We start from the raw sequence: 20,566 nt of genomic DNA, 5'->3' as shown, positions 1-20,566 counted from the left end.
CATCATGCTGTTCACGATGCTCGCGACGATGGCCATCGTCACGCAGGACCAGGCCGCGCTGCGCGCCGGTGCGCGCGAATCGGCGGCGCAGCAGGCGGTGCTGTGGCGGGGCGATGCGCTCGAAGTGCGCGGCCGCAGGCTCGACTACCTGCAGGTCTGGGACCACCGCCGCGAGCGCGGCGGCTTCGTGCGCGCCAGCCAGGTGCGCGTCACCGAGCTGCAGCCGGCCGAAGCGCCGGAGCTGCTGTCGGTGCTGCGCTTCGTGCGCGACACGCCGGGCGCCGAGGCGCTGGGCGTGGCCTACGCAGCGGCCTACCTGCAGGCCGTGCCGCCGGCGCAGCTCGGCCCCGAGGTGTTCGACGCGATCGGCACGCTGGCCGACCGGCTGGCGCGGCGCGCCGCGATGAAGCCGGGGCAGAGCAGTTCGGCAACGATCGCCGCACACCTGGAGGTGGTGAAGTTCTACGGCGTCGCGATCGGCGGCACCGAGCGCGACGGCCAGTTGCAGCCCTGCTACGACGGCGAGGCCTTCCGCCGGGTGCTGGCGCTGCCCTCCAGCGCCGAGCAGCGCGCTCGCGCCGCGCTGGGGCTGACGCGCCACGACTGCGTCGACACCAGCCTGTCACCCGTGCAGCGCCTGCCGCTGGACCAGTGGCGCGCGCAGGTGCTGGACCAGCTCAGCGCCGAGCAGTTCGCCAGCCTGCCGGAGCAAACGCGCAACCAGCTGCGCCTGCGCCGTGCCGGCGTCTGGGCGAGCCTGGCGTACCAGCAGACTCGCCGGCACGAGCCGGCAGCCGCGGCCGCCGCTGCCCAGCGCGCGCTTGGCGAGCTGGCGGCGGTGAACAAGACCGAGCTGAGCGACGACGACCGCGCGGCGTACCAGGAAGCCGCGATGCGCGTCAGTGCCTCGCGCTGGGCCGCCGAGGCGGAACCGACGCCGGCCGCCGCGGGCCTGGCGATCCGCACCGAAGCGGGCCAGCCCGGTGAGACCTGCGTGCAGTTGGTCGACGCGCGCCAGCCGCAGGCCAGGCCCTTGGCCAGCCGCTGCACCTACGGCCTGGTATGGGCGGCCTCGGCGCGCGCCAACCCCGCCGGCAACGCGCTGGCGCTGGCCGTGCAGCCGCTGGACACCTGGCGCGAGCTGTGGGTCTTTCGCCGCCAGGGCAAGGACTGGGTCGTCGACGCGCTGCCGCCCGCGGCCAACGGCCCCGAGCTCGGCTACCTCGAGTTCGCCGGCTGGGTGCCCGGCAGCGACCGCCTGCTGGTCGCGCGCGAGAGCAAGGTCGAGGGTCGCGTGAAGCGCAGCTTCGAGGTGCTCAAGCCCGACACCGGCGGCCAGGCCGAGAAGAGCGCTGCCGCGCCGGACCAGATCGCCGCCTTCGCGCGCTGGCAGGACCCGGCCTGGAAGCGCCAGACCGTGAGCCTGCGCTGAATCGCGACTGCGCCGCGACGCCGGCCGCTCAGATCCGGTCGAGGTAGCCGAAGGTGCCCTGCTCGAACACCTCGGTCGCGGCCTTCTGCATCGCCGACATCGCCGCGCGGTACAGCGAAGTGGCCAGGCTGATGCGCCGTACGCCGACGGCCTGCAACTCGGGCACGCTGAAGGACTTGCCCTTGATGCCGACCATGAAGTTCACCGGCTTGCCGGGCAGCGCGGCGCACACCGCGCGCACCGCGTCCAGCGTCGGCAGGCCGGGCGCGAACAGCACGTCGGCGCCGGCCTCGGCAAAGGCCTGCAGGCGGCGGATGGTGTCGTCCAGGTCGGGGTTGCCGCGCAGGAAGTTCTCGGTGCGCGCGGTCAACGTGAACGGCACGCCGACGCTGCGCGCAGCCTCGGCCGCGGCCGCCACGCGCTCGACCGCATGGCCGAAGTCGTACAGCGGCTGCTCGGGCCGGCCGGTGGCGTCCTCGATCGAGCCGCCGGCCAGGCCGATGGCCGCGGCCAGGCGGATGGTCTCGGCGGCGAAGGCCGGCGCATCGCCGAAGCCGTTCTCCATATCCGCCGCCACCGGGATGTCGACCGCCTCGACGATGCGCCGGGCATGCGCCAGCGATTCGTCGCGCGTGATCTGGCCGTCCTTGCGGCCCAGCACCATCGCCGCCGCGCCGCTGGAGGTGGCCAGCGCCGGGAAGCCGATCTTCGCCAGCGCCTGGGCCGAGCCGGCGTCCCAGGGATTGGGAATCAGGAAGGTCGGGCCCTGGTGCAACTGCCGGAAACGTTGCGCCTTGTCCTGCTGGGTGCTGCTCATGACGGATCGCTCTCCTCGTGGTCAGGAGGCGCAGTATCGCGAAGCGCGATGACCCGCCAAGAGCTGAGGCTTAGCCCTTCGGCTTGGGTCGTGCTGCAGCCTGCAGCCGTTGGACGGCGCCCTCGCCGAGCCGTGCCTTCAGTGCCTCGCGCAGCAGGTACTCGACCTGCGCGTTGCTGCTGCGCAGCTCGGCCGCGGCCAGGCGCTCCACCTCGGCCCACAAGGCCGGGTCGATGCGCAGCAGGAAGGACTTCTTGCCAGGGCTGGCCATCGTGCAGCGCTGCGCCGTCAGTGAACCCTGTGGTCACGCATGGCCGCTCACTTCAGGTGTACAGCGTGCCTGCGTTGACGACCGGCGTCGCGTCGTGGTCGGAGCACAGCACCACCAGCAGGTTGCTGACCATCGCGGCCTTGCGCTCGTCGTCCAGGTCGACCAGGCCGCGCTGCTCCAGGCCCTTGAGCGCGAGCTCGACCATGCCGACGGCACCCTGCACGATCTTGGACCGTGCCGCCACCACCGCTTCGGCCTGCTGGCGGCGCAGCATGGTGCCGGCGATTTCCGGCGCATAGGCCAGGTGCGTCAGCTTGGCATCGAGCACGCTGATGCCGGCCTGCGCGAAGCGCGCCTGCAGCTCGGTGCGCATCGCCAGCGCGACCTCTTCGGTGCCCGAGCGCAGCGTGATCTCGGCCGACGCATTGCCATGCTCGTCGACCTGCAGGTTGTCGTAGGCATAGCGCGAGGCCAGGTGGCGCACCGCGGCCTCGGCCTGCGTCAGCACATAGGCCTCGTAGTTCTCGACATCGAAGCTGGCACGCGCGGTGTCCTCGACGCGCCAGACGATGGCCGCGGCAATCTCGATCGGGTTGCCGCGCAGGTCGTTGACCTTCAGCTTCTCGCTGTTGAAGTTGCGCGCCCGCACGCTGATCTTGCCGGTGCTGTAGAACGGAATCGCCCAGCGCAGGCCCTCGCTGCGGTCGGTGCCGCGGTAGCTGCCGAAGAACAACAGGATCGCGGCCTGGTTGGGCTGCAGCATGTACAGCCCGGCCCAGCACCAGGCGGTGGCCAGGAACAACAGCAGTGCGATGCCGATCGTGCTGCCGCCGGGTCGCTCCATGACGAGCCAGATCGCCAGCGCGCCGCTCAGCAAACCGAGCGCGATGGCCCCGAATCCGTTGTACGTGCGGGCTTGTCTCTCCTGTGCGGGCTGGTGCGCCATGCGGCCTCCTGGGCTGCTTTCAAAGTGATATCACTTTAGTAGCAGACCCAGGCGCCCGTCAAGCACCTGTCTTCGGGACCTCGGCCGGGGTGTTGCCGATGTCCAGCGGACCGGGGTGCCCGCGCTCGGCCGCGAACCAGCGCAGCACCGGCACCGTGCCGGGCAGCACCGGCTGCACCTGCACCGGCAGGTCCTGCCAGGCCATCTGCTGCTGCTCGCGCATCTCGAACTCGCCGGTCCAGTCGTACACCTTGCAGAAGTGCAGCTTCACCAGCGCATGCGGGTAGTCGAACACCTCCTCGTGCCACGGGTGCACCGCGCCAATGGTGATGCCCAGCTCTTCGTGCAGTTCGCGCCGCAGCGCCTGCGCCAGCGTCTCGCCGGGCTCGAACTTGCCGCCCGGGAATTCCCAGTACCCGGCGTAGACCTTGCCGGCGGGCCGCGAGGTCAGCAGGAACTGGCCTTCGTTGCCGGCGGCGTCACGCCGGATCAGCACACCCACCGCCACGTCGATGGGCTGCCGCGCCTCAGACACGGTCCAGCCCTTCCGGTGCCGGCGTGTCGCTGGACGGTGCCGCAAACTCGTCGGCCGTGTGGTCGCGCCCGGCCCAGTCGCGCGCGAACTGGTAGGCCACGCGGCCCGAACGCGAGCCGCGCTCCAGCGCCCACACCAGCGAGGGCTGGCGTGCCCGGTCGATCGCCGGTTCGCTAACCCCGAAATGGCGCAGCCACTGCGCCACGATCACCAGGTATTCCTGCTGGCTGAACGGGTAGAAGCTGATCCACAGCCCGAAGCGCTCGGACAGCGAGATCTTCTCCTCCACCACCTCGCCCGGGTGCACCTCGCCATCGTCGGTGTGCGTGTAGCTCAGGTTCTCCTTCATGTACTCGGGCAGCAGGTGGCGGCGGTTGCTGGTGGCGTAGATCAGCACGTTGTCACCGGCGGCCGAGACCGAGCCGTCGAGGATGGACTTCAAGGCCTTGTAGCCCGGCTCGCCCTCGTCGAAGCTCAGGTCGTCGCAGAAGATGATGAAGCGCTCGGGCCGCTCGGCCACCAGGTCCACCAGGTCCGGCAGGTCGACCAGGTCGGCCTTGTCGACCTCGATCAGCCGCAGGCCCTGCGCGGCGTATTCGTTCAGGCAGGCCTTGATCAGCGAGCTCTTGCCGGTGCCGCGCGCGCCGGTCAGCAGCACGTTGTTGGCCGGCGCGCCGGCCACGAACTGCGCGGTGTTGCGCACCAGCCGTTCCTTCTGCCCATCCACTTCCTGCAGGTCGGTGAGCGCAATGCGCGCCACCTGGCGCACCGGCTGCAGGAAGCCCGATCCGCCGCGCTTGCGGTAGCGGAACGCGACGGAGGCCGCCCAGTCAGGCGCGGTCAGGGGGTGCGGCAGGATGGCTTCCAGTCGGCTCAGCAGGCTGTCGGCGCGCTGCAGCAGGGTGTCGAGGGAGGACGAACTCATCGCGGCAGTGTACGAGCCGTCCCTTGGCGGCCGGGCCGCGGGCCGGGTATTCAAGGGTCGTTAAGCCACCGAAAATCCGTTAATGTTCTGGTCATGAACCTGCTGCTCGCCGAAGATGACGCGATCCTGGCCGATGCGCTGAGCGCGCAGCTGCAGCAGGCCGGCTTCGCGGTCGAGCATGCGCCGAACGGCGCGGTGGCCGAGTACCTGATGCTCAAGCACGAGTTCGACGCCGCGGTGCTGGACATCGGCCTGCCGATGGTCGATGGCTTGACGGTGCTCAAGCACGTGCGCGCCGAAAAACCGGCGCTGCCGGTGCTGGTGCTGACGGCGCTGGACGGGCTGGACGACCGGGTTGCGGGCCTGAATGCCGGCGCCGACGACTACCTGACCAAGCCCTTCGACTTCCCGGAGCTCGAAGCCCGTCTGCGCGCGCTGCTGCGCCGCACGCGTGCGATGCCGGCGCCCACGCCGCCGGCCGACATGGGCCGCCTGGCCTTCGACCGCGAGGCGCGGCGCGCCAGCATCGACGGCAGCCCGATCGAGCTCTCGCCGCGCGAATGGGACCTGCTCGAGCTGCTGCTGAGCAACCGCAACAAGGTGGTGCACAAGGACCAGATCACCCAGGCCTGGACCAACGACCGCGACGAGGCGCCCACCGCGCCCGGCATGATCGAGGTCTACATCCACCGGCTGCGGCGCAAGCTGGAAGGCTCGGGCGTGGTGATCCGCACCGTGCGCGGCCTGGGCTACCTGCTCGAATCCGAAGCCGCGCCGAAGGCCGGCAGCGTGCAGTAACGCGCTGCCAGCTAGCGCACAAAGACGATGGCCATCCTCTCCTGGCTGCAGCGCCGGCTGGCCAGCGCGGTCGGTCACCGCTCGCTGCACCGCCAGCTGCTGCTGTGGGTGCTGCTGCCGCAACTGGTGCTGTGGCTGGCGGCGGCCTACGTCACCTACAACGTCGCCGCGCGCTATGCCAACCGCGGCATCGACGCCAGCCTGCTGCAGGCCACGCGCTCGCTGGCGCGTCAGGTCAAGCCCATCGGCAACGGCCTGTTCATCGACTTCCCGCGCGCCGCGCAGGACATCATCGAGGCCGACCCCGACGACCGCGTCTACTACATGGTCAGCACGCCGCCGGGGCAGTTCATCCTCGGCAACCGGCAGCTGCCACTGCCACCGGGCATCGAGCATCCCCGGCTTGGCGAGCCCTACTTCTACGACGGCAAGCTCGACGCGGTGCGCATCCGCCTGGCCGCGCTGTTCGTGCCCATCGGCGACAAGGACGAGCGCCAGGTGATGCTGGTGCAGATCGCCCGCAGCCAGGCCAGCCGCGACGAGCTGGCGCGCGGCATCCTGCTGGACACGGTGCTGCCGCTGTCGGCGCTGATCGTGCTGATGACGATGATCGTCTGGGCCGGCATCCGCGCCGGCCTGGCGCCGCTGGCCCGGTTGCGCGCGCTGGTGGAAGACCGCGCGCCGAACGACCTGGCGCCGCTGGAGCTGGAAGCCGCGCCGCAGGAGGTGCGCGCGCTGGCCCGCGCGCTGAACCAGCTGCTGGCCGCGGTGCAGGAAAGCGTGGCCGCGCAGCGCCGCTTCATCAGCAACGCCGCGCACCAGCTGCGCACGCCGCTGGCCGGGCTGAAGAGCCAGACCGAGATCGCGCTGAAGGACAACCGCGACCCCGAGCTGGCCACCCGCCTGGCCCGCGTGCACGAGGGCGCGGTGCGCAGCGCACACCTGGTGAACCAGCTGCTCACGCTGACCCGCGCCGAGCCCGAGGCCGCCGCCGCGCTGCCGCGTACTTTGTTGAATATGCGTTCCAGCGTTGCCGCCTGGGTCACCGACTGCGTGCCGCGCGCGCTGCAGGCCGGCATCGACCTGGGCCTGGACGATGCGCCGCCCGGCGCGCCGCCGGTGCCGGTGCTGGGCAACGAGCTGCTGCTGCGCGAAGCGGTGTTCAACCTGATCGACAACGCGATCCGCTATGCCGGCAGTGGCGCCGAGGTGACGGTGAGCGTGCGCGCCGAAGGCGGCCGCGCGCAGGTGGAGGTCAGCGATAACGGCCCGGGCCTCCCGCCCGACCAGCACGAGGCGGTGTTCGGCCGCTTCTACCGCGCCACGCACGAAGGCAGCGGTTGCGGCCTGGGGCTGGCCATCGTGCGCGAGATCGCCGAACGCCACCAGGGCCAGGTGCGGCTGCGCTCGCTGCAGCCGCACGGGCTGTGCGCGCAGCTCAGCCTGCCGCTGGCAGCGGCCCCCGCTGCGGCCGGCTGATGTCAGGCTGCATTCATTTATTAATTTAGTATTAACACCTAGAGACTTTTTATTAATCATTAAGGCACATTAACGCCGCCTTGCGTTAATGCGCCGTGCGGCCGCACCGCCGCGAGGCAACCCGAACACCCACAACCGGAGACCTCGCGTGAACACCCACCCCTCCCGCCTCCCTTCGCTGCGCGCCGTTCGCACGGCCGCGGCGCTGGCCCTGCTGGCCGGCGCCGGCGCCTCGCATGCGCTCGACTACACCGGCTACTTCCGCGCCGGCCCGGGCCTGACCTCGGCCAACGCCTCGCGCGCCTGCTATGCGCTGGGCCAGGGCAGCAGCGGCATGAAGTACCGGCTGGGCAATGAATGCGACTTCTACGGCGAGTTCCAGCTCAGCCAAGGCTTCCAGAAGGACGGCATCGACTACCGCGCCACGCTGATGGTCAACCAATACACGCCGGCCACGCAGAACGCCGGTGACAAGGGCCTGAACATCGAGCAGATGTGGGCCGAAGCCAAGGGCTTCGACATCGCGCCCGAGGCCACCTTCTGGATCGGCAAGGAGCGCGGCCGCCGCGGAGACGTGCACATCGTCGACACCTTCTTCATCGAGATGCTCGGCGTGGGTGCCGGCTTCAAGGGCCAGCCGGCCGGCCCCGGCAAGATCGGGGCGGCCTTCTACAAGACCGACAGCGACGCGGTGCACCCGGGCAACCGCGTCAACATCGAGTACGTGGACATGCCGGCCAATGCCAACGGCAAGCTGAACTTCTTCGCCACCTTCACGAAGGGTGATTTCTCCGGCGGCAAGACCGGCGCCGGCTTCACGGTGCGCCACGACCAGGCCCAGCTTTTCGGCACCGGGCTGTCGAACACCTTGTGGCTGCAGTTCGCGCAGGGCTCGGCCGGGCTGAACGCCAACTTCGGCGACCTCACCGCCGGCAGCAAGGCCAGGAGCTGGCGCATCGTCGAGAGCTTCAACGGCCAGAGCGGCCCGCTCGGCGGCCAGGCCATCTTCCTGCTGGCCAGCGAGAAGAACGGCGCCGGCCTGAAGGTGGACTCGGCCAGCGTCGGCGGCCGCGTGTCCTACGCGGTGACCAAGAACTTCAAGTTCGTCAGCGAGCTGGGCGTCTCGCAGTACAAGCCCGATGGCGGCCAGACCGCCCGCCTGACCAAGCTGACCCTGGCGCCCACGCTGTCGATCGGCCCGGACTTCTGGAGCCGGCCCGAGTTCCGCCTGTACGTGACCAGCGCCAAGTGGAACAAGGCCGCCGGCAACGTCACCGGCATGGCCGATTTCGCGAACAAGACGTCGGGCACCAGCTATGGCGCCCAGGTGGAGTGGTGGTTCTGAACCCGCGGGCGCCGTAAGCTCGGCGCCGCATCACAAGGAGACTGATCGATGAGCAAGAACACGATGCAAACGCTGGGGGCCATCACCCTGGCCTGCGCCGCACTGGTTGCCGGGCAGAACGCCCGCGCCGGCGAGATCGAGGTGCTGCACTGGTGGACCTCGGGCGGCGAGGCCAAGGCCGCCGCGGCGCTGAAGCTGACGCTGCAGAAGAGCGGCCATCGCTGGAAGGACTTCGCGGTCGCCGGCGGCGGCGGCGATTCGGCGATGACGGTCCTGAAGTCGCGCGTGGTCTCGGGCAACGCGCCCTCGGCCGCGCAGATCAAGGGCCCTTCGCTGCAGGAATGGGCGCAGGAAGGCGTGCTGGCCAACATGGACGACGTGGCCCAGGCCGAGAAGTGGGACGAACTGCTGCCCAAGGTCGTCTCGGACATCATGAAGTACAAGGGCCACTACGTCGCCGCACCGGTCAACGTGCACCGCGTGAACTGGCTGTGGGTCAACCCCGCGGCACTGAAGAAGGCGAATGCCAAGGCACCGACCACCTGGGACGAGTTCTTCACCACCGCCGAGGCATTGAAGAAGGCCGGCATCATCCCGCTCGCCCATGGCGGCCAGAACTGGCAGGACTTCACCACCTTCGAGAGCGTGGCGCTCGGCGTGGGCGGGGCCGAGTTCTACAAGAAGGCGCTGGTGCAGCTGGACCCCGCGACGATCAGCGGCCCGACGATGACCAAGGTGCTCGAGACCTTCAAGAAGGTCAAGGGCTACACCGACAAGAACGCCCCCGGACGCGACTGGAACCTGGCCACCGCGATGGTCATCAAGGGTGAAGCCGCGATGCAGCTGATGGGCGACTGGGCCAAGGGCGAGTTCATCGCCGCCGGCAAGACCCCGGGCACCGACTTCCTCTGCGTGCCGGCACCCGGCACCGCCAAGGCCTACACCTTCAACGTCGACTCGTTCGCGATGTTCAAGCTGAAGGACCCGGCCAACATCGCGGCCCAGAAGGAACTGGCCAAGGAAATCATGGCCCCGGCGTTCCAGGAAACCTTCAACCTGTACAAGGGCTCAATCCCGGTGCGCCTGGGCATGAAGATGGACAAGTTCGACGATTGCGCCAAGACCTCGGCCAAGGACTTCGTCGACACCGCCAAGTCCGGCTCGCTGGTGCCTTCGATCGCGCATGGCATGGCCGTGCCCTCGGCGGTGGAAGGCGCGATCAAGGACAGCGTCAGCCAGTTCTGGAACGACGACAAGATGAGTGTCGCGGACGCCCAGGGCAAGCTGGCCGCGGCGGCCAAGACGCGCTGATCCGATAACGACAACCAGGCAAGTTCTCATTGGAGCTTTTGGCCACGCGGTGCTGCCCGCGTGGCCTCTTTTGCCTGCTGCCCTGAACGCTTCGTTGGAAAGACCGAGCCCGCGATGTCCGCCCCCAGCGCGCTGCGCACCCCCTGGCTGCCCAAACTGGTGGTCGCCCCCAGCTTCATGCTGGCGCTGTTCTTCATCTACGGCCTGATCGCCTGGAACGGGCTGCTGTCGGTCTCGGCCTCGCGCCTGCTGCCGAACTACGAGATCGTCGGCTTCGCGCAGTACCAGACGCTGTTCGCCAGCGAACGCTTCCAGCTCGCGCTGAAGAACATGCTGATCTTCGGCGTGCTGTTCATCGGCGGCGCGATGGCGCTGGGCCTGCTGCTGGCCATCCTGCTGGACCAGAAGGTGCGCGCCGAAGGCGTGCTGCGCACGATCTACCTGTACCCGATGGCGATCTCGTTCATCGTCACCGGCACCGCCTGGAAGTGGATGCTGAACCCCGGCCTCGGCCTCGAGCACCTGGTGCAGCAGTGGGGCTTCACGTCCTTCACCTTCGACTGGCTGGTGAACCCCGACAAGGCCATCTACTGCGTCGCGATCGCGGGCGTCTGGCAGAGCGCGGGCTTCGTGATGGCGCTGTTCCTGGCCGGGCTGCGTGGCATCGACGACTCGATCATCAAGGCCGCGCAGGTCGATGGCGCGAGCCTGCCGCGCATCTACTGGCGCATCCTCATCCCCTCGCTGCGGCCGGTGTTCTTCTCGACGCTGATGGTGGTGAGCCACCTCGCGATCAAGAGCTTCGACCTGGTGATGGCGCTCACCGCCGGCGGCCCCGGCTTCGCCACCGACCTGCCGGCCACCTTCATGTACGCGATGAGCTTCACCCGCGGCCAGCTGGGTCTCGGCGCGGCCAGCGCCACGGTGATGCTGGCCACGGTGGCCGCGATCGTCGTGCCCTACCTGTACTCCGAACTGAGGACACGCAAGTGAACCGCTTGACCGTCCACCGCCTGCTCTTGTGGAGCGCGCTGCTGCTGTTCGCGGCCTGGTTCCTGACGCCGCTGTACGTGATGGTGGTGACCTCGCTGAAGGACATGGCGCAGATCCGCGACGGCAACCTGCTGTCGCTGCCCAGCAGCCCCGGCTTCGCTGCGTGGGCCAAGGCCTGGAGCTCGGCCTGCACCGGCACCGACTGCGGCGGCCTGAAGCCCTTCTTCTTCAACAGCGTGCTGATGGTGGTGCCGGCGGTCGCCGTGTCCACGCTGATCGGCGCGCTCAATGGCTACGTGCTCAGCAAGTGGCGCTTCCGTGGCAGCGAGACGCTGTTCGCGATGCTGCTGTTCGGCGTGTTCATGCCGATGCAGGTGGTGCTGCTGCCGATGAGCCAGGTGCTGGGCTGGCTGGGCCTGGCCAGCTCGATCTGGGGGCTGATCGTGGTGCACGTGATCGCCGGCATCCCGTCGACCACCCTCTTCTTCCGCAACTACTACATCGGCCTGCCGGACGAGCTGATCAAGGCCGCGATGCTCGACGGCGCCTCGTTCTGGCAGATCTTCCGCCGCATCGTGCTGCCGCTGTCGACGCCGATCCTGGTCGTCACGCTGATCTGGCAGTTCACCAACATCTGGAACGACTTCCTGTACGGCGTGGTGTTCTCGGGTGCCGATTCGAAGCCGATCACCGTGGGCCTGAACAACCTGTCCAACACCTCGAGCTCGGTGAAGGAATACAACGTCGACATGGCCGCCGCGCTGATCGCCGCGCTGCCCACCTTGTTCGTCTACATCGTCGCCGGCAAGTACTTCGTGCGCGGGCTCACCGCCGGCGCGGTGAAGGGGTGACATGAATCCCCCCCGAAGCGCCTGGGGCGCCTCCCCCCAGGGGGCGCAGCCGGCGGCCCGGCGGAGCCGGTTCCGCGGCTGCCGCTGGGCTGCCGTCGATTCGTGCATCGTGGGTCGCGCGAAGCACGGCGGAGCCACTGGGATGAAGCCAACTCGCTGCTCACCGTCCGTCCCCGGCCCGTTGCGGTCTTCAACAGGGCATGCAGGAAGCCGGCCTGCGGCGACCGAGCGCGCAACGCCCCAGTGGGCGGGCCGGGTTCCTCATGCGTCCCTAAATCGTCACCCGGCCCGCCCCCTGCGGCGTTGCCGGAGACGCCGGTCGGGCGACGATTTAGGGACGCATGAGGAGTCCGACCGGGCGGCCGGCCCTGGCCGCGCTTCGCGCCTATCGTCGAACGTCGGCTTGCCATGTCGAGCAACGACCGCAACGGGCCGACTGCTGCGACTGCCGGCCCGACTTGTTTTCAATCACTGACGAAAAATCCTTCGGAGACTGCCCCATGGGAGCCCTGTCCATCCGCCACGTGCGCAAGACCTTCGGTCCGGTCGAGATCCTCAAGGGCATCGACATCGACATCGGTGCCGGCGAATTCCTGATCCTGGTCGGCCCTTCGGGCTGCGGCAAGTCGACCTTGCTGAACATGATTGCCGGGCTGGACGTGCCCACCGAAGGCACCATCCACATCGGCGAGCGCGACATCACGCACCTGCCCAGCAAGGATCGCGACATCGCGATGGTGTTCCAGAGCTACGCGCTGTACCCGAACATGAACGTGGCGCAGAACATCGCCTTCGGCCTGGAGATGCGCAAGGTGCCGAAGGACCAGCGCGAGGCCGCGGTGCAGCGCGTGGCCAAGATGCTGCAGATCGGCCACCTGCTGGACCGCAAGCCGGGCCAGCTCTCGGGCGGCCAGCGCCAGCGCGTCGCAATGGGCCGCGCGCTGGCGCGAGACCCCAAGCTGTTCCTGTTCGACGAGCCGCTGTCGAACCTGGACGCCAAGCTGCGCGTGGAGATGCGCGCCGAGATCAAGCTGCTGCACCAGCGCACGCGGACCACCACGGTCTACGTCACGCACGACCAGGTGGAAGCGATGACGCTGGGCGACCGCATCGCGGTGATGAAGGACGGCGTGGTGCAGCAGTTCGGCACGCCGGAAGACATCTACACGCGGCCGGCGACCCGCTTCGTGGCCGAGTTCATCGGCTCGCCGGCGATGAACCTGATCACCGCCACGCGCAGCGGCAACGCGCTGCTGGCGCACGGCATCGAGCTGGCCGCCAGCGACGCGCAGCGGCACGCGCTGCAGGCCGCGAACACCGGGCCCGAGCTGGTCTACGGACTGCGCCCCGAGAGCCTGAGCTTTGCCGACGCCGGCCTGCCCGGCACGCTGGCGATGATCGAGCCCACCGGGCCGGAGACCTACGTGATGGTCGACACCGCGGTCGGCAAGCTCACCGTGCGCGTGCCCGGCAACACGCACCAGCAGGTGGGCGAGCGCGTGCACCTGCAGTGGCAGCCGCAGCATGCGCATGTGTTCGACGCGGCCAGCGAGCAGCGCATCGCGTGACGCGCGGCCTGCGCCGGCTACGGCGTGCCGGAAGCGCTGGACGCCGCGCGCGGTCGAAGGGCCAACACGCGGTCTTCGCTGACCGCGAAGACCTGGTCTTCCGGTGCCCGCGGCAGCGCATGCATGCCGGTGAAGCCGCCGAAGGCGGGCAGCACGCCGACCTGCGCGCCGAAGTGGAAGCAGGGCAGCCGCAGCCGGTCATTCGCACGGCCGCTCAACACCACGCAGGGGTGCACATGGCCGGCCAGCGCGTAGGCGCCGGGCACGGCTTCGGGATGGTGCTGCAGCGCCCAGGGCCCGAGGCGCAGCGGCCCGTCGATGCAGGCAATGCCCAGCGCGGGCGGCGGATCGCCGGCCCGCTCGTCGTGGTTGCCGCGCACCAGCGTCATCTCGATCGCCGCATGGCCTTCACGCCAGGCCTGCACCTGCGCCAGCACGCCGGGCGCGAGGCCGCGCTTGGCATGCAGCAGATCACCCAGGAACACGATGCGCCGCGCGCCGGTGGCCGCCAGCAGCGCGTCCAGCCGCGCCAGGCCTTCGGCCGTGGTGCCACTGGGCACCGGCACGCCCAGGCGGCGGAACGATTGCGCCTTGCCGATGTGCGCATCGGCGATCAGCAGGCTGCCTGAAGCCGGGTCGAAGGCCGCACGCTGCGGCCACAACTGCAGCGGCGCCCCGGGCAGGGGCTCGACCAGCAGCGGCGTGCTCACGCCGTCAAGCGCGCCAGCAGCAGGTCCAGGTGCTCGGTGGGGCTGCGCTTGAAGCCGGAACGCGCGTAGCGCTGCAGCCGGCCGATGATCAGCGCCGTCAGGCCCGAGGCCAGCGCGTTGGCATCGACCGTCGGCGTCAGCGAGCCGGCGGCATCGGCCGCGGCGCGCAGGCTCTGGCGCAGCTGGGCTTCGACACGGTCGAAGAACTGGTTCATGCGCGCGATCAGGCGCTCGTGCTCGAACACCAGCGCATCGCCGACCATCACCCGCACCATGCCGGGATTCTTCTCGCCGAACTGCAGCAGCATCTGGCCGATCTTCTGCGCCTGCAGCGCGCCGTTGGCTTCGCGCTCGATGATCTGGTTGACCAGCGTGAACACGCTGGATTCGATGAACTCGATCAGGCCCTCGAACATCTGCGCCTTGCTGGCGAAGTGGCGGTACAGCGCGGCCTCGCTGACCTCGAGCTTGGCCGCCAGTGCCGCGGTGGTGATGCGCTCGGCGCCCGGCTGCTCCAGCATGCCGGCCAGCGTTTGCAGGATCTGCACGCGGCGCTCGCCGGGGCGCGGCCGCTTGCGTACCGGGGCGCTGGGCTCGGGGCTTGCCGCGGCCGCCGCGTCATCGGCCGGCAGCACCGCCGCGGCAGCGTCACCAGATGGCTCGGGCATGTCGGACATCACGGCGGCGCGGCGGAGGGAAGCGGTGGAATCCGGCGCAATGGCCGGGGTGGCGTCAGGGGCAAAAAACATTCTGGCACACCGTTACCGGCACGCCGGGCCCGCGTAAACACCTATCCGGGTGACGGGCCGGCGCAAGGCCGTCTACGTTGACGTTCGGCTACCGTCCCTTGCGCATGAAGAAGGCCAACACTGCGTAGGCCACCACGCCCATGAAGGCCCCGAAGCCCGGACTGGTCGCCACGGCGACCAGTCCGAAGGTGACGAATGCAATGACATAGCGCCACAGTCGCAGGGCCCGAGCGTGGTCCGGTGTGTCTGAGGCCAGGGACCTGGGCCCGGCCGGCGCCGCATCGGGCGACCAGGGTGCCTCAAACTCGACGTAGTCCCCGTGCGCCGCTCCGCCCGGCGATCCGGTCGGACGCTCTCCGGCCGGCTCGACGCCCGCACGACCTTCACGCCCGCGATCGGCGGTTCGGCGGACCAGCTCGGCCAGGGCCGCCTCCCGACGCAGCCGTTCGACTTCCTTCAGCTGTTCTGCGCCGCGCGGTCTGCCAGCAAGGTGCTCAGACGGGCACGCGCTTCATCCAGCGCAGATTCCGTCGCCGCGGAAGCGACTGCATCGAAGATACCCATCACACGCCCTCCATGTCGCAGTCCTATCGGCCCTGTGGACTGCGACTTGAGGGCGCTCGCGGCAGCCCGCGCAACGGCGGCTCGGTCAGCCTCGCGGCGGCTGGCGGCGCAACGGCCGCAGGCCGCGCAGCACCTGGTCGACATAGGCCGGCCGCATCGACCAGCGCGCCAGCTTCATGTCGCCATGCCCGCCGCGCCGCGCATAGCGCTGCATCCACACCGTGCACATGCCGACGCGGCGTGCCGACCTCTGATGCACCAGCGTGTCCTCCACCAGCACGCAGCGCGAGGCCGGGACGCGCAGCCGCGCGACCAGGCGGCGCAGCATGCGCGCGTCGGGCTTGGGCCGCAGCACGCCGAACATCTGCATGTCCTCGATCGACAGCACCGCGTCGAACAGGTGCTCGATGCGCAGCGCGCGCAGCACGCGCAGCGCATAGGCGCGTGGCGCGTTGGTGAGGATCAGCTTGCGTCCGGGCAGCGCCTTCAAGGCCGCGAAGTCGTGACGGTGGCCGTCCAGCCGGGCCTCGAGCCCGGGCAGGCGGTGCGTGTCGTGCAGGAAGTGCGCGGCCTTCACGCCATGGTGGCGCACCAGGCCGAGCAGCGTGGCGCCATAGCGCTGCCAATACTGGCGCCGCAGCGCGTTGGCCTGGGCCTCGTCGACCTGCAGTTCGCGCTGCATGTACTCGCGCATCGAGCGGCTGAGCTCACCGAAGACATAGGTGCCGGCGTCGTGCAGCGTGTTGTCCAGGTCGAACAGCCAGACGCGTGTCGTCGTCATGCGCCCTCGACGAGTTCAGCCACGAAGTAGTGGCCCGGCGCCGGCGCCCCGGGCTTGTACTCGTGCACCGCTCGCACGCGGTGCGGCACCGCCTGCGCAAAGCGTGGGCCATCGAACACGAAGGTGTGGAACTCGCCGTTCTCGCCGCAGGCATCCACGTTGGCCGGCAGGTCGGCGATGAACGCGGCATCGAACGCGCGGCCGCAGAAGGAGGCATCGAGCCAGCGCGCATCGACGCACACCACCCGTGCGCGGTAGCCCAGCGCCAGCAGTTCGTCGACCAGTGCACGCCGCGGCGCCTGCCACAGCGGCAGCTCCGCGCGCAGGCCGGCCGCGGCGCAGACCTTCTCTTCCCAGTCACGGTGCGGCTGCAGGTCGATGTCGCCGAACAGGCCGGCTTCGAGGCCCTGCTGCGCGAACTGCGACAGCTGGTCGGTGAACACCGCCTCGTAGTCGGCCCACGAGGCCTGGCGCATCACCAGCGGAATGCCCAGCGCCTGCGCTTGCGCGCGCATCAATCCGGGCGGTATGGCGTGCGAGCGCGAACGCTCGCCGCTTTCATCGAACATCGCCAGCAAGGCCTCGACACGCCACCCGGCGGCCAGCGCACGATGCAGCGCCAGCATCGAATCCTTGCCGCCGCTCCAGCTGAAGAAGGCCCGCATCAGTGGGAGCGGATCATCGTGCCGTAGGCCTGGTCGGTGAGGATTTCCAGCAGCAGCACATGCGGCACGCGCCCGTCGATGATGTGCACCGCGTTGACGCCGCTCTTGGCTGCGTCCAGCGCGCCGGCGATCTTCGGCAGCATGCCGCCGGAGATGGTGCCGTCGGCGAACAGCTCGTCGATGCGCCGCGCCGTCAGGTCGGTGAGCAGCTTGCCGGTCTTGTCCAGCACGCCGGTGATGTTGGTCAGCATCAGCAGCTTCTCGGCCCGCAGCACGGTGGCCAGCTTGGCCGCCACCACGTCGGCGTTGATGTTGTAGCTTTCGTTGTGTTCGCCGAAGCCGATCGGGCTGATCACCGGGATGAAGGCATCGTCCTGCAGCGCCTTCACGACGCTGGGGTCGATCGATTCGATGTCGCCGACCTGGCCGACGTCGTGCTCCTTGGTGGGGTCGTCCTTGTCGACCATCTTCAGCTTCTTCGCGCGGATCATGCCGCCGTCGCGCCCGGTCAGGCCCACCGCCTTGCCGCCGGCCGCATTGATCAGGCCGACGATGTCCTGCTGCACCTCGCCACCGAGCACCCATTCGACGACTTCCATCGTCTCCTCGTCGGTCACGCGCATGCCCTGGACGAAGGTGCCCTTCTTGCCGATCTTGGCCAGCGCCTCGTCGATCTGCGGGCCGCCGCCATGCACCACCACCGGGTTCATGCCCACCAGCTTCAGCAGCACCACGTCCTCGGCGAAATCCTGCTGCAGGGCCGGGTCGGTCATGGCATTGCCGCCGTACTTGATGACGATGGTCTTGCCGTGGTACTTGCGGATGTAGGGCAGCGCCTGGGCCAGGATCTCGGCCTTCTCGCGCGGCTGGATGTGGTCGAGGGACGGTGTGCTGGGATCGGGCTTCATCGCGGGTCTCGCTGCGGGCAGTGGGCGTCGACGCGGATTGTAGGGAAGGCACTTCGGGCGGCAGGGCAAACGGGCCGGCCGGGCCCGGCCTTTCGGCTACGCTTTGCGGATGGCCACGCACACCAACGCCCCGCTCGGCGCGCAGCACCAGCACGACCTGCGCCCGTTCCGCCACAGCCATGCCTTCGGCAGCGCCGGCGAGGAAGCGCGCAGCCGGGCGCTGCTGGCGGTGACGGTGGTGACCGTCGTCACGATGGTCATCGAGCTCGCCGCCGGCTGGTGGAGCGGCTCGCTCGCCCTCACCGCCGACGGCTGGCACATGGGCACGCATGCGGCCGCACTGGGCGGCGCGGTGCTGGCGATGCGCTGGTCGCGCCGGGCCCGCGACCATGAAGGCTTTGCCTTCGGCGGCTGGAAGATCGAGGTGCTGGCCGCCTACACCAGCGCGCTGCTGCTGACCGCGGTGGCCATCGGCCTGGCGGTCGATGCGGTGCAGGTGCTGCGCCAGCCGCGGCCGATCGCCTTCGGCGAGGCGATGACGGTGGCGGTGATCGGCCTGCTGGTCAACCTGGCCAGCGTGTGGCTGCTGGCGCGCGGCGGCGGGGATGCGCATGGGCATGGGCACTCGCACGGCCACGCGCACAAGCATGCGCACGGACATGCGCACGGACATGCGCACGGACATGCGCACGGACATGCGCACGGACATTCACAGGGCCATGCCCATGCGCATCACGCCCATGCCGACCACAACTTCCGCGCCGCCTACGTGCATGTGATGGCCGATGCCTTCACCTCGCTACTGGCGATTGCCGCCCTCGCCGGCGGCCTGTGGTGGGGCTGGCGCTGGCTGGATCCGGTGGTGGCGCTGGTCGGCGCCGCGGTGATCGGCCAATGGAGCTGGGGCCTGCTGCGCACGACCTCGCGCGCGCTGGTCGACGCCACCGCCGACGCACCGCTGCGCGACGCGGTGCGCGCCGCGATCGAGAGCGATGGCGATGCCAAGCTCGCCGACCTGCACGTGTGGCAGATCGGCCCGCAGGCCTGGTCGGGCGCCATCAGCATCGTGGCCGACCAGCCCTTGCCGGTGGCCAGCTACCAGCAGCGGCTGCAGGCCATCGGCGCGCTGAAGCACACGACGATCGAGTTGCACCGCTGCGGCAACTGCCCGGCGGGCGGCTGAGCGAACGAGAGGCCCTCCGATGCTGCACTTCGGTCTCGACAACAGCTATGCCCGCGAGCTGCCGGGCGCCTACGTGACCTGGCAGCCGGCCCCGGCGCCCGACCCGCAGTTGCTGTACCTGAACGAGGCCCTGGCCGCCGAGCTGGGCCTGGATCCGCTGCCGCTGCGCGGTGCGCAGGGCGCTGCGCTGTTTGCCGGCAACGCACTGCCCTCGGATGCCGAGCCGATTGCCCAGGCCTACGCCGGCCATCAGTTCGGCGGCTTCTCGCCGCAGCTGGGCGACGGCCGCGCGCTGCTGATCGGCGAGCGCATCGACGTCCATGGCCAGCGTCGCGACATTGCGTTCAAGGGCTCGGGCCGCACGCCGTTCTCGCGCGGCGGCGATGGCAAGGCCGCCGTCGGCCCGATGCTGCGGGAGGTGCTCGTCGGCGAGGCGATGCACGCGCTGGGCATTCCGACCACGCGCGCGCTGGCGGTGGCGGCCACCGGCGAGCAGGTGTTCCGCGAGGGCGCGCTGCCCGGCGCGGTGCTGACCCGCGTGGCCGCCAGCCACCTGCGCGTGGGCACCTTCCAGTTCTTCGCCGCGCGCGGCGACCTCGAGCAGCTGCGCCGCGTGGCCGACTACGCGATCGCCCGCCACGACCCCGCGCTGGCCACCGCGCACGCCAGCGGCACGCCCGCGCGCTACCTCGGGCTGCTGCACGCCGTGGCCCTGCGCCAGGCGCGGCTGATCGCGCAGTGGATGAACGTCGGCTTCATCCACGGCGTGATGAACACCGACAACATGACGCTCTCCGGCGAAACCATCGACTACGGCCCCTGCGCGTTCATGGAAGCCTACGACCCGGCCGCGGTGTTCAGCAGCATCGACCATGGCGGCCGCTATGCCTATGCCAACCAGCCGCTGATCGCGCGCTGGAACCTGGCCCGCCTGGCCGAGGCGCTGCTGCCGCTGATGGTGGCCAGCGACGCCGAAGCCGAGGTGCAGCGCGCCGTGGCCCAGGTCACCGAGGTGATCGATGCCTATCCTGCAATGTACGCGGCCGAACGGCTGCAGGGCCAGCGTGCCAAGCTTGGCCTGTACAACGCCGCGCCGGCCGATGATGGGGCCGATGGCGCATTGGCAGAGGACTGGCTGGGCCTGCTGCACACGCAGGCGGTGGACTTCACGCTGGCCTGGCGTCGCCTGGCCGACGCCGCCGAGGGCCGCGAGGACGCGCTGCGCTCGCTGTTCGCCGCCCCCGAGGCACTGGATCCCTGGCTCACCCGCTGGCGCGAACGCTGCGCGCGCGACGATACGGCTGCCGGACCGGGCCCGCGCGGTGAGCGCGCCCTGCGCATGCGCCGCGTCAGCCCCTGGCTCATCGCACGCAACCATCGCGTCGAGGAAGCCCTGACCGCCGCCAGCGACGACGGCAACCTGACGCCTTTCGACCAGCTGCTCGCGGCGCTGCAGCGCCCCTATGACGAGACGTCTGAACACGCGGCGTATGCCGAGCCCGCGCCGGCCGCGGTGACGGCCGGCTACCGCACTTTCTGCGGCACTTGAGGCGGGCTGGGGGCGGGGGCCGCCTTCAGCTCAGAAGTGGATGCCCCGCATCATCTGCTGCAGCGCCATCGCCTCGGGGCTGAGCTTGGGCTTGTCGCCCTTCTCGCCACGCGCCGCATCGCTGTCCGGGAACATGCGGAAGCTGGTGTTCATGACGATCTGCGCCACGCGCGGCGCGAAGGCGTG

The 20,566-nt window shown here is 69.8% G+C and carries 20 protein-coding genes; 10 read left to right on the top strand and 10 right to left on the bottom strand.

The genetic code is table 11. The annotated features are described in order from the left end of the window. The first annotated feature begins 4 nt into the window (after positions 1-4). Positions 5-1,432, top strand: coding sequence for a hypothetical protein (locus tag ACILR4_RS19330; RefSeq protein ID WP_395702530.1), 1,428 nt, complete (start codon positions 5-7; stop codon positions 1,430-1,432). Positions 1,433-1,460: 28 nt separating this feature from the next. On the opposite strand, the gene ACILR4_RS19325 is transcribed toward ACILR4_RS19330, so the two are convergent. The 5 genes from ACILR4_RS19325 to ACILR4_RS19305 all read right to left on the bottom strand — a co-directional run bounded on the left by ACILR4_RS19325 (position 1,461) and on the right by ACILR4_RS19305 (position 4,926). After that, positions 1,461-2,249 carry an isocitrate lyase/phosphoenolpyruvate mutase family protein gene (locus tag ACILR4_RS19325; protein WP_395702502.1) on the bottom strand — a complete coding sequence of 263 codons (789 nt, stop codon included), beginning with the start codon at positions 2,247-2,249 and terminating at the stop codon, positions 1,461-1,463. 70 nt (positions 2,250-2,319) lie between these two features. Next, entirely contained in the window at positions 2,320-2,520 is a 201-nt protein-coding gene (locus tag ACILR4_RS19320) for a hypothetical protein (RefSeq protein ID WP_395702501.1), read from the bottom strand. A 52-nt stretch (positions 2,521-2,572) separates the two neighbouring features. Beyond that, positions 2,573-3,466 (bottom strand): SPFH domain-containing protein, encoded by an 894-nt coding sequence (locus ACILR4_RS19315; protein WP_395702500.1) that lies wholly within the window; start codon positions 3,464-3,466, stop codon positions 2,573-2,575. A 58-nt stretch (positions 3,467-3,524) separates the two neighbouring features. Beyond that, complete coding sequence (locus tag ACILR4_RS19310; protein ID WP_395702499.1) at positions 3,525-4,001, bottom strand: NUDIX domain-containing protein; 477 nt, start codon at positions 3,999-4,001, stop codon at positions 3,525-3,527. Beyond that, on the bottom strand, positions 3,994-4,926 hold the full coding sequence (locus tag ACILR4_RS19305; RefSeq protein ID WP_395702498.1) for an ATP-binding protein: 933 nt from the start codon (positions 4,924-4,926) through the stop codon (positions 3,994-3,996). The genes ACILR4_RS19310 and ACILR4_RS19305 overlap by 8 nt, the downstream gene beginning before the upstream one ends. A 93-nt stretch (positions 4,927-5,019) precedes the next feature. Here ACILR4_RS19305 and ACILR4_RS19300 point away from each other — a divergent pair, with 93 nt between their 5' ends. From ACILR4_RS19300 to ACILR4_RS19270, 7 genes are all read left to right on the top strand, one after another. After that, on the top strand, positions 5,020-5,724 hold the full coding sequence (locus tag ACILR4_RS19300; protein WP_395702497.1) for a response regulator transcription factor: 705 nt from the start codon (positions 5,020-5,022) through the stop codon (positions 5,722-5,724). A gap of 27 nt (positions 5,725-5,751) precedes the next feature. Then, positions 5,752-7,203: a sensor histidine kinase gene (locus tag ACILR4_RS19295; RefSeq protein WP_395702496.1), complete on the top strand. Its 1,452-nt coding sequence runs from the start codon at positions 5,752-5,754 to the stop codon at positions 7,201-7,203. Positions 7,204-7,351: 148 nt separating this feature from the next. Then, the gene (locus tag ACILR4_RS19290) at positions 7,352-8,548 is read left to right on the top strand and encodes a maltoporin (protein ID WP_395702495.1); all 1,197 of its coding nucleotides are present in this window, start codon (positions 7,352-7,354) and stop codon (positions 8,546-8,548) included. A 63-nt stretch (positions 8,549-8,611) separates the two neighbouring features. Continuing rightward, positions 8,612-9,859: an ABC transporter substrate-binding protein gene (locus ACILR4_RS19285; protein ID WP_395702529.1), complete on the top strand. Its 1,248-nt coding sequence runs from the start codon at positions 8,612-8,614 to the stop codon at positions 9,857-9,859. A gap of 114 nt (positions 9,860-9,973) precedes the next feature. Further along, positions 9,974-10,852, top strand: coding sequence for a carbohydrate ABC transporter permease (locus ACILR4_RS19280; RefSeq protein WP_395702494.1), 879 nt, complete (start codon positions 9,974-9,976; stop codon positions 10,850-10,852). After that, positions 10,849-11,703 (top strand): carbohydrate ABC transporter permease, encoded by an 855-nt coding sequence (locus tag ACILR4_RS19275; protein ID WP_395702493.1) that lies wholly within the window; start codon positions 10,849-10,851, stop codon positions 11,701-11,703. Before ACILR4_RS19280 ends, ACILR4_RS19275 begins: the two co-directional genes overlap by 4 nt. 500 nt (positions 11,704-12,203) lie before the next feature. Continuing rightward, positions 12,204-13,271, top strand: a complete 1,068-nt coding sequence (locus ACILR4_RS19270; protein ID WP_395702492.1) for an ABC transporter ATP-binding protein — start codon at positions 12,204-12,206, stop codon at positions 13,269-13,271. A gap of 17 nt (positions 13,272-13,288) precedes the next feature. Here the strand turns inward: ACILR4_RS19270 and pdeM are convergent, their stop codons facing one another. From pdeM to argB, 5 genes are all read right to left on the bottom strand, one after another. Beyond that, the gene (gene pdeM, locus ACILR4_RS19265) at positions 13,289-13,981 is read right to left on the bottom strand and encodes a ligase-associated DNA damage response endonuclease PdeM (RefSeq protein ID WP_395702491.1); all 693 of its coding nucleotides are present in this window, start codon (positions 13,979-13,981) and stop codon (positions 13,289-13,291) included. Beyond that, positions 13,978-14,649 carry a nucleoid occlusion factor SlmA gene (slmA, locus tag ACILR4_RS19260; protein WP_395702490.1) on the bottom strand — a complete coding sequence of 224 codons (672 nt, stop codon included), beginning with the start codon at positions 14,647-14,649 and terminating at the stop codon, positions 13,978-13,980. Before slmA ends, pdeM begins: the two co-directional genes overlap by 4 nt. Before the next feature lie 730 nt (positions 14,650-15,379). Then, a complete protein-coding gene (locus ACILR4_RS19255; RefSeq protein WP_395702489.1) occupies positions 15,380-16,075 on the bottom strand; it encodes a pyrimidine 5'-nucleotidase in 696 nt (231 codons plus the stop codon). After that, on the bottom strand, positions 16,072-16,740 hold the full coding sequence (locus ACILR4_RS19250; RefSeq protein ID WP_395702488.1) for a diphthine--ammonia ligase: 669 nt from the start codon (positions 16,738-16,740) through the stop codon (positions 16,072-16,074). Before ACILR4_RS19250 ends, ACILR4_RS19255 begins: the two co-directional genes overlap by 4 nt. Beyond that, positions 16,740-17,648, bottom strand: a complete 909-nt coding sequence (gene argB / locus ACILR4_RS19245) for an acetylglutamate kinase (RefSeq protein WP_395702487.1) — start codon at positions 17,646-17,648, stop codon at positions 16,740-16,742. The genes ACILR4_RS19250 and argB overlap by 1 nt, the downstream gene beginning before the upstream one ends. 109 nt (positions 17,649-17,757) lie before the next feature. On the opposite strand from argB, the gene dmeF reads away from it, so the two are divergent. Further along, a complete protein-coding gene (gene dmeF, locus ACILR4_RS19240) occupies positions 17,758-18,831 on the top strand; it encodes a CDF family Co(II)/Ni(II) efflux transporter DmeF (protein WP_395702486.1) in 1,074 nt (357 codons plus the stop codon). 19 nt (positions 18,832-18,850) lie between these two features. Then, the gene (locus ACILR4_RS19235) at positions 18,851-20,380 is read left to right on the top strand and encodes a YdiU family protein (RefSeq protein ID WP_395702485.1); all 1,530 of its coding nucleotides are present in this window, start codon (positions 18,851-18,853) and stop codon (positions 20,378-20,380) included. Positions 20,381-20,566: the final 186 nt, after the last annotated feature.

Origin of the sequence: Aquabacterium sp. (assembly GCF_044226965.1) — a bacterium.
Classification (GTDB): Bacteria; Pseudomonadota; Gammaproteobacteria; order Burkholderiales; family Burkholderiaceae_C; genus Pseudaquabacterium.
Note: the sequence above shows the minus strand (reverse complement) of the source record. Positions and strands in the feature narration are given on the sequence as shown.

Bases quoted from the DNA above. Each gene is read 5' to 3' on its own strand.
- ACILR4_RS19330 (WP_395702530.1), top strand. From the start codon at position 5: ATGCTGTTCACGATGCTCGCGACGATGGCCATCGTCACGCAGGACCAG.
- ACILR4_RS19255 (WP_395702489.1), bottom strand. From the start codon at position 16,075: ATGACGACGACACGCGTCTGGCTGTTCGACCTGGACAACACGCTGCAC.
- ACILR4_RS19295 (WP_395702496.1), top strand. From the start codon at position 5,752: ATGGCCATCCTCTCCTGGCTGCAGCGCCGGCTGGCCAGCGCGGTCGGT.
- dmeF (WP_395702486.1), top strand. From the start codon at position 17,758: ATGGCCACGCACACCAACGCCCCGCTCGGCGCGCAGCACCAGCACGAC.
- ACILR4_RS19300 (WP_395702497.1), top strand. From the start codon at position 5,020: ATGAACCTGCTGCTCGCCGAAGATGACGCGATCCTGGCCGATGCGCTG.
- ACILR4_RS19325 (WP_395702502.1), bottom strand. From the start codon at position 2,249: ATGAGCAGCACCCAGCAGGACAAGGCGCAACGTTTCCGGCAGTTGCAC.
- argB (WP_395702487.1), bottom strand. From the start codon at position 17,648: ATGAAGCCCGATCCCAGCACACCGTCCCTCGACCACATCCAGCCGCGC.
- ACILR4_RS19250 (WP_395702488.1), bottom strand. From the start codon at position 16,740: ATGCGGGCCTTCTTCAGCTGGAGCGGCGGCAAGGATTCGATGCTGGCG.
- ACILR4_RS19280 (WP_395702494.1), top strand. From the start codon at position 9,974: ATGTCCGCCCCCAGCGCGCTGCGCACCCCCTGGCTGCCCAAACTGGTG.
- ACILR4_RS19305 (WP_395702498.1), bottom strand. From the start codon at position 4,926: ATGAGTTCGTCCTCCCTCGACACCCTGCTGCAGCGCGCCGACAGCCTG.
- ACILR4_RS19315 (WP_395702500.1), bottom strand. From the start codon at position 3,466: ATGGCGCACCAGCCCGCACAGGAGAGACAAGCCCGCACGTACAACGGA.
- ACILR4_RS19285 (WP_395702529.1), top strand. From the start codon at position 8,612: ATGCAAACGCTGGGGGCCATCACCCTGGCCTGCGCCGCACTGGTTGCC.
- ACILR4_RS19270 (WP_395702492.1), top strand. From the start codon at position 12,204: ATGGGAGCCCTGTCCATCCGCCACGTGCGCAAGACCTTCGGTCCGGTC.
- slmA (WP_395702490.1), bottom strand. From the start codon at position 14,649: ATGCCCGAGCCATCTGGTGACGCTGCCGCGGCGGTGCTGCCGGCCGAT.
- ACILR4_RS19235 (WP_395702485.1), top strand. From the start codon at position 18,851: ATGCTGCACTTCGGTCTCGACAACAGCTATGCCCGCGAGCTGCCGGGC.
- ACILR4_RS19320 (WP_395702501.1), bottom strand. From the start codon at position 2,520: ATGGCCAGCCCTGGCAAGAAGTCCTTCCTGCTGCGCATCGACCCGGCC.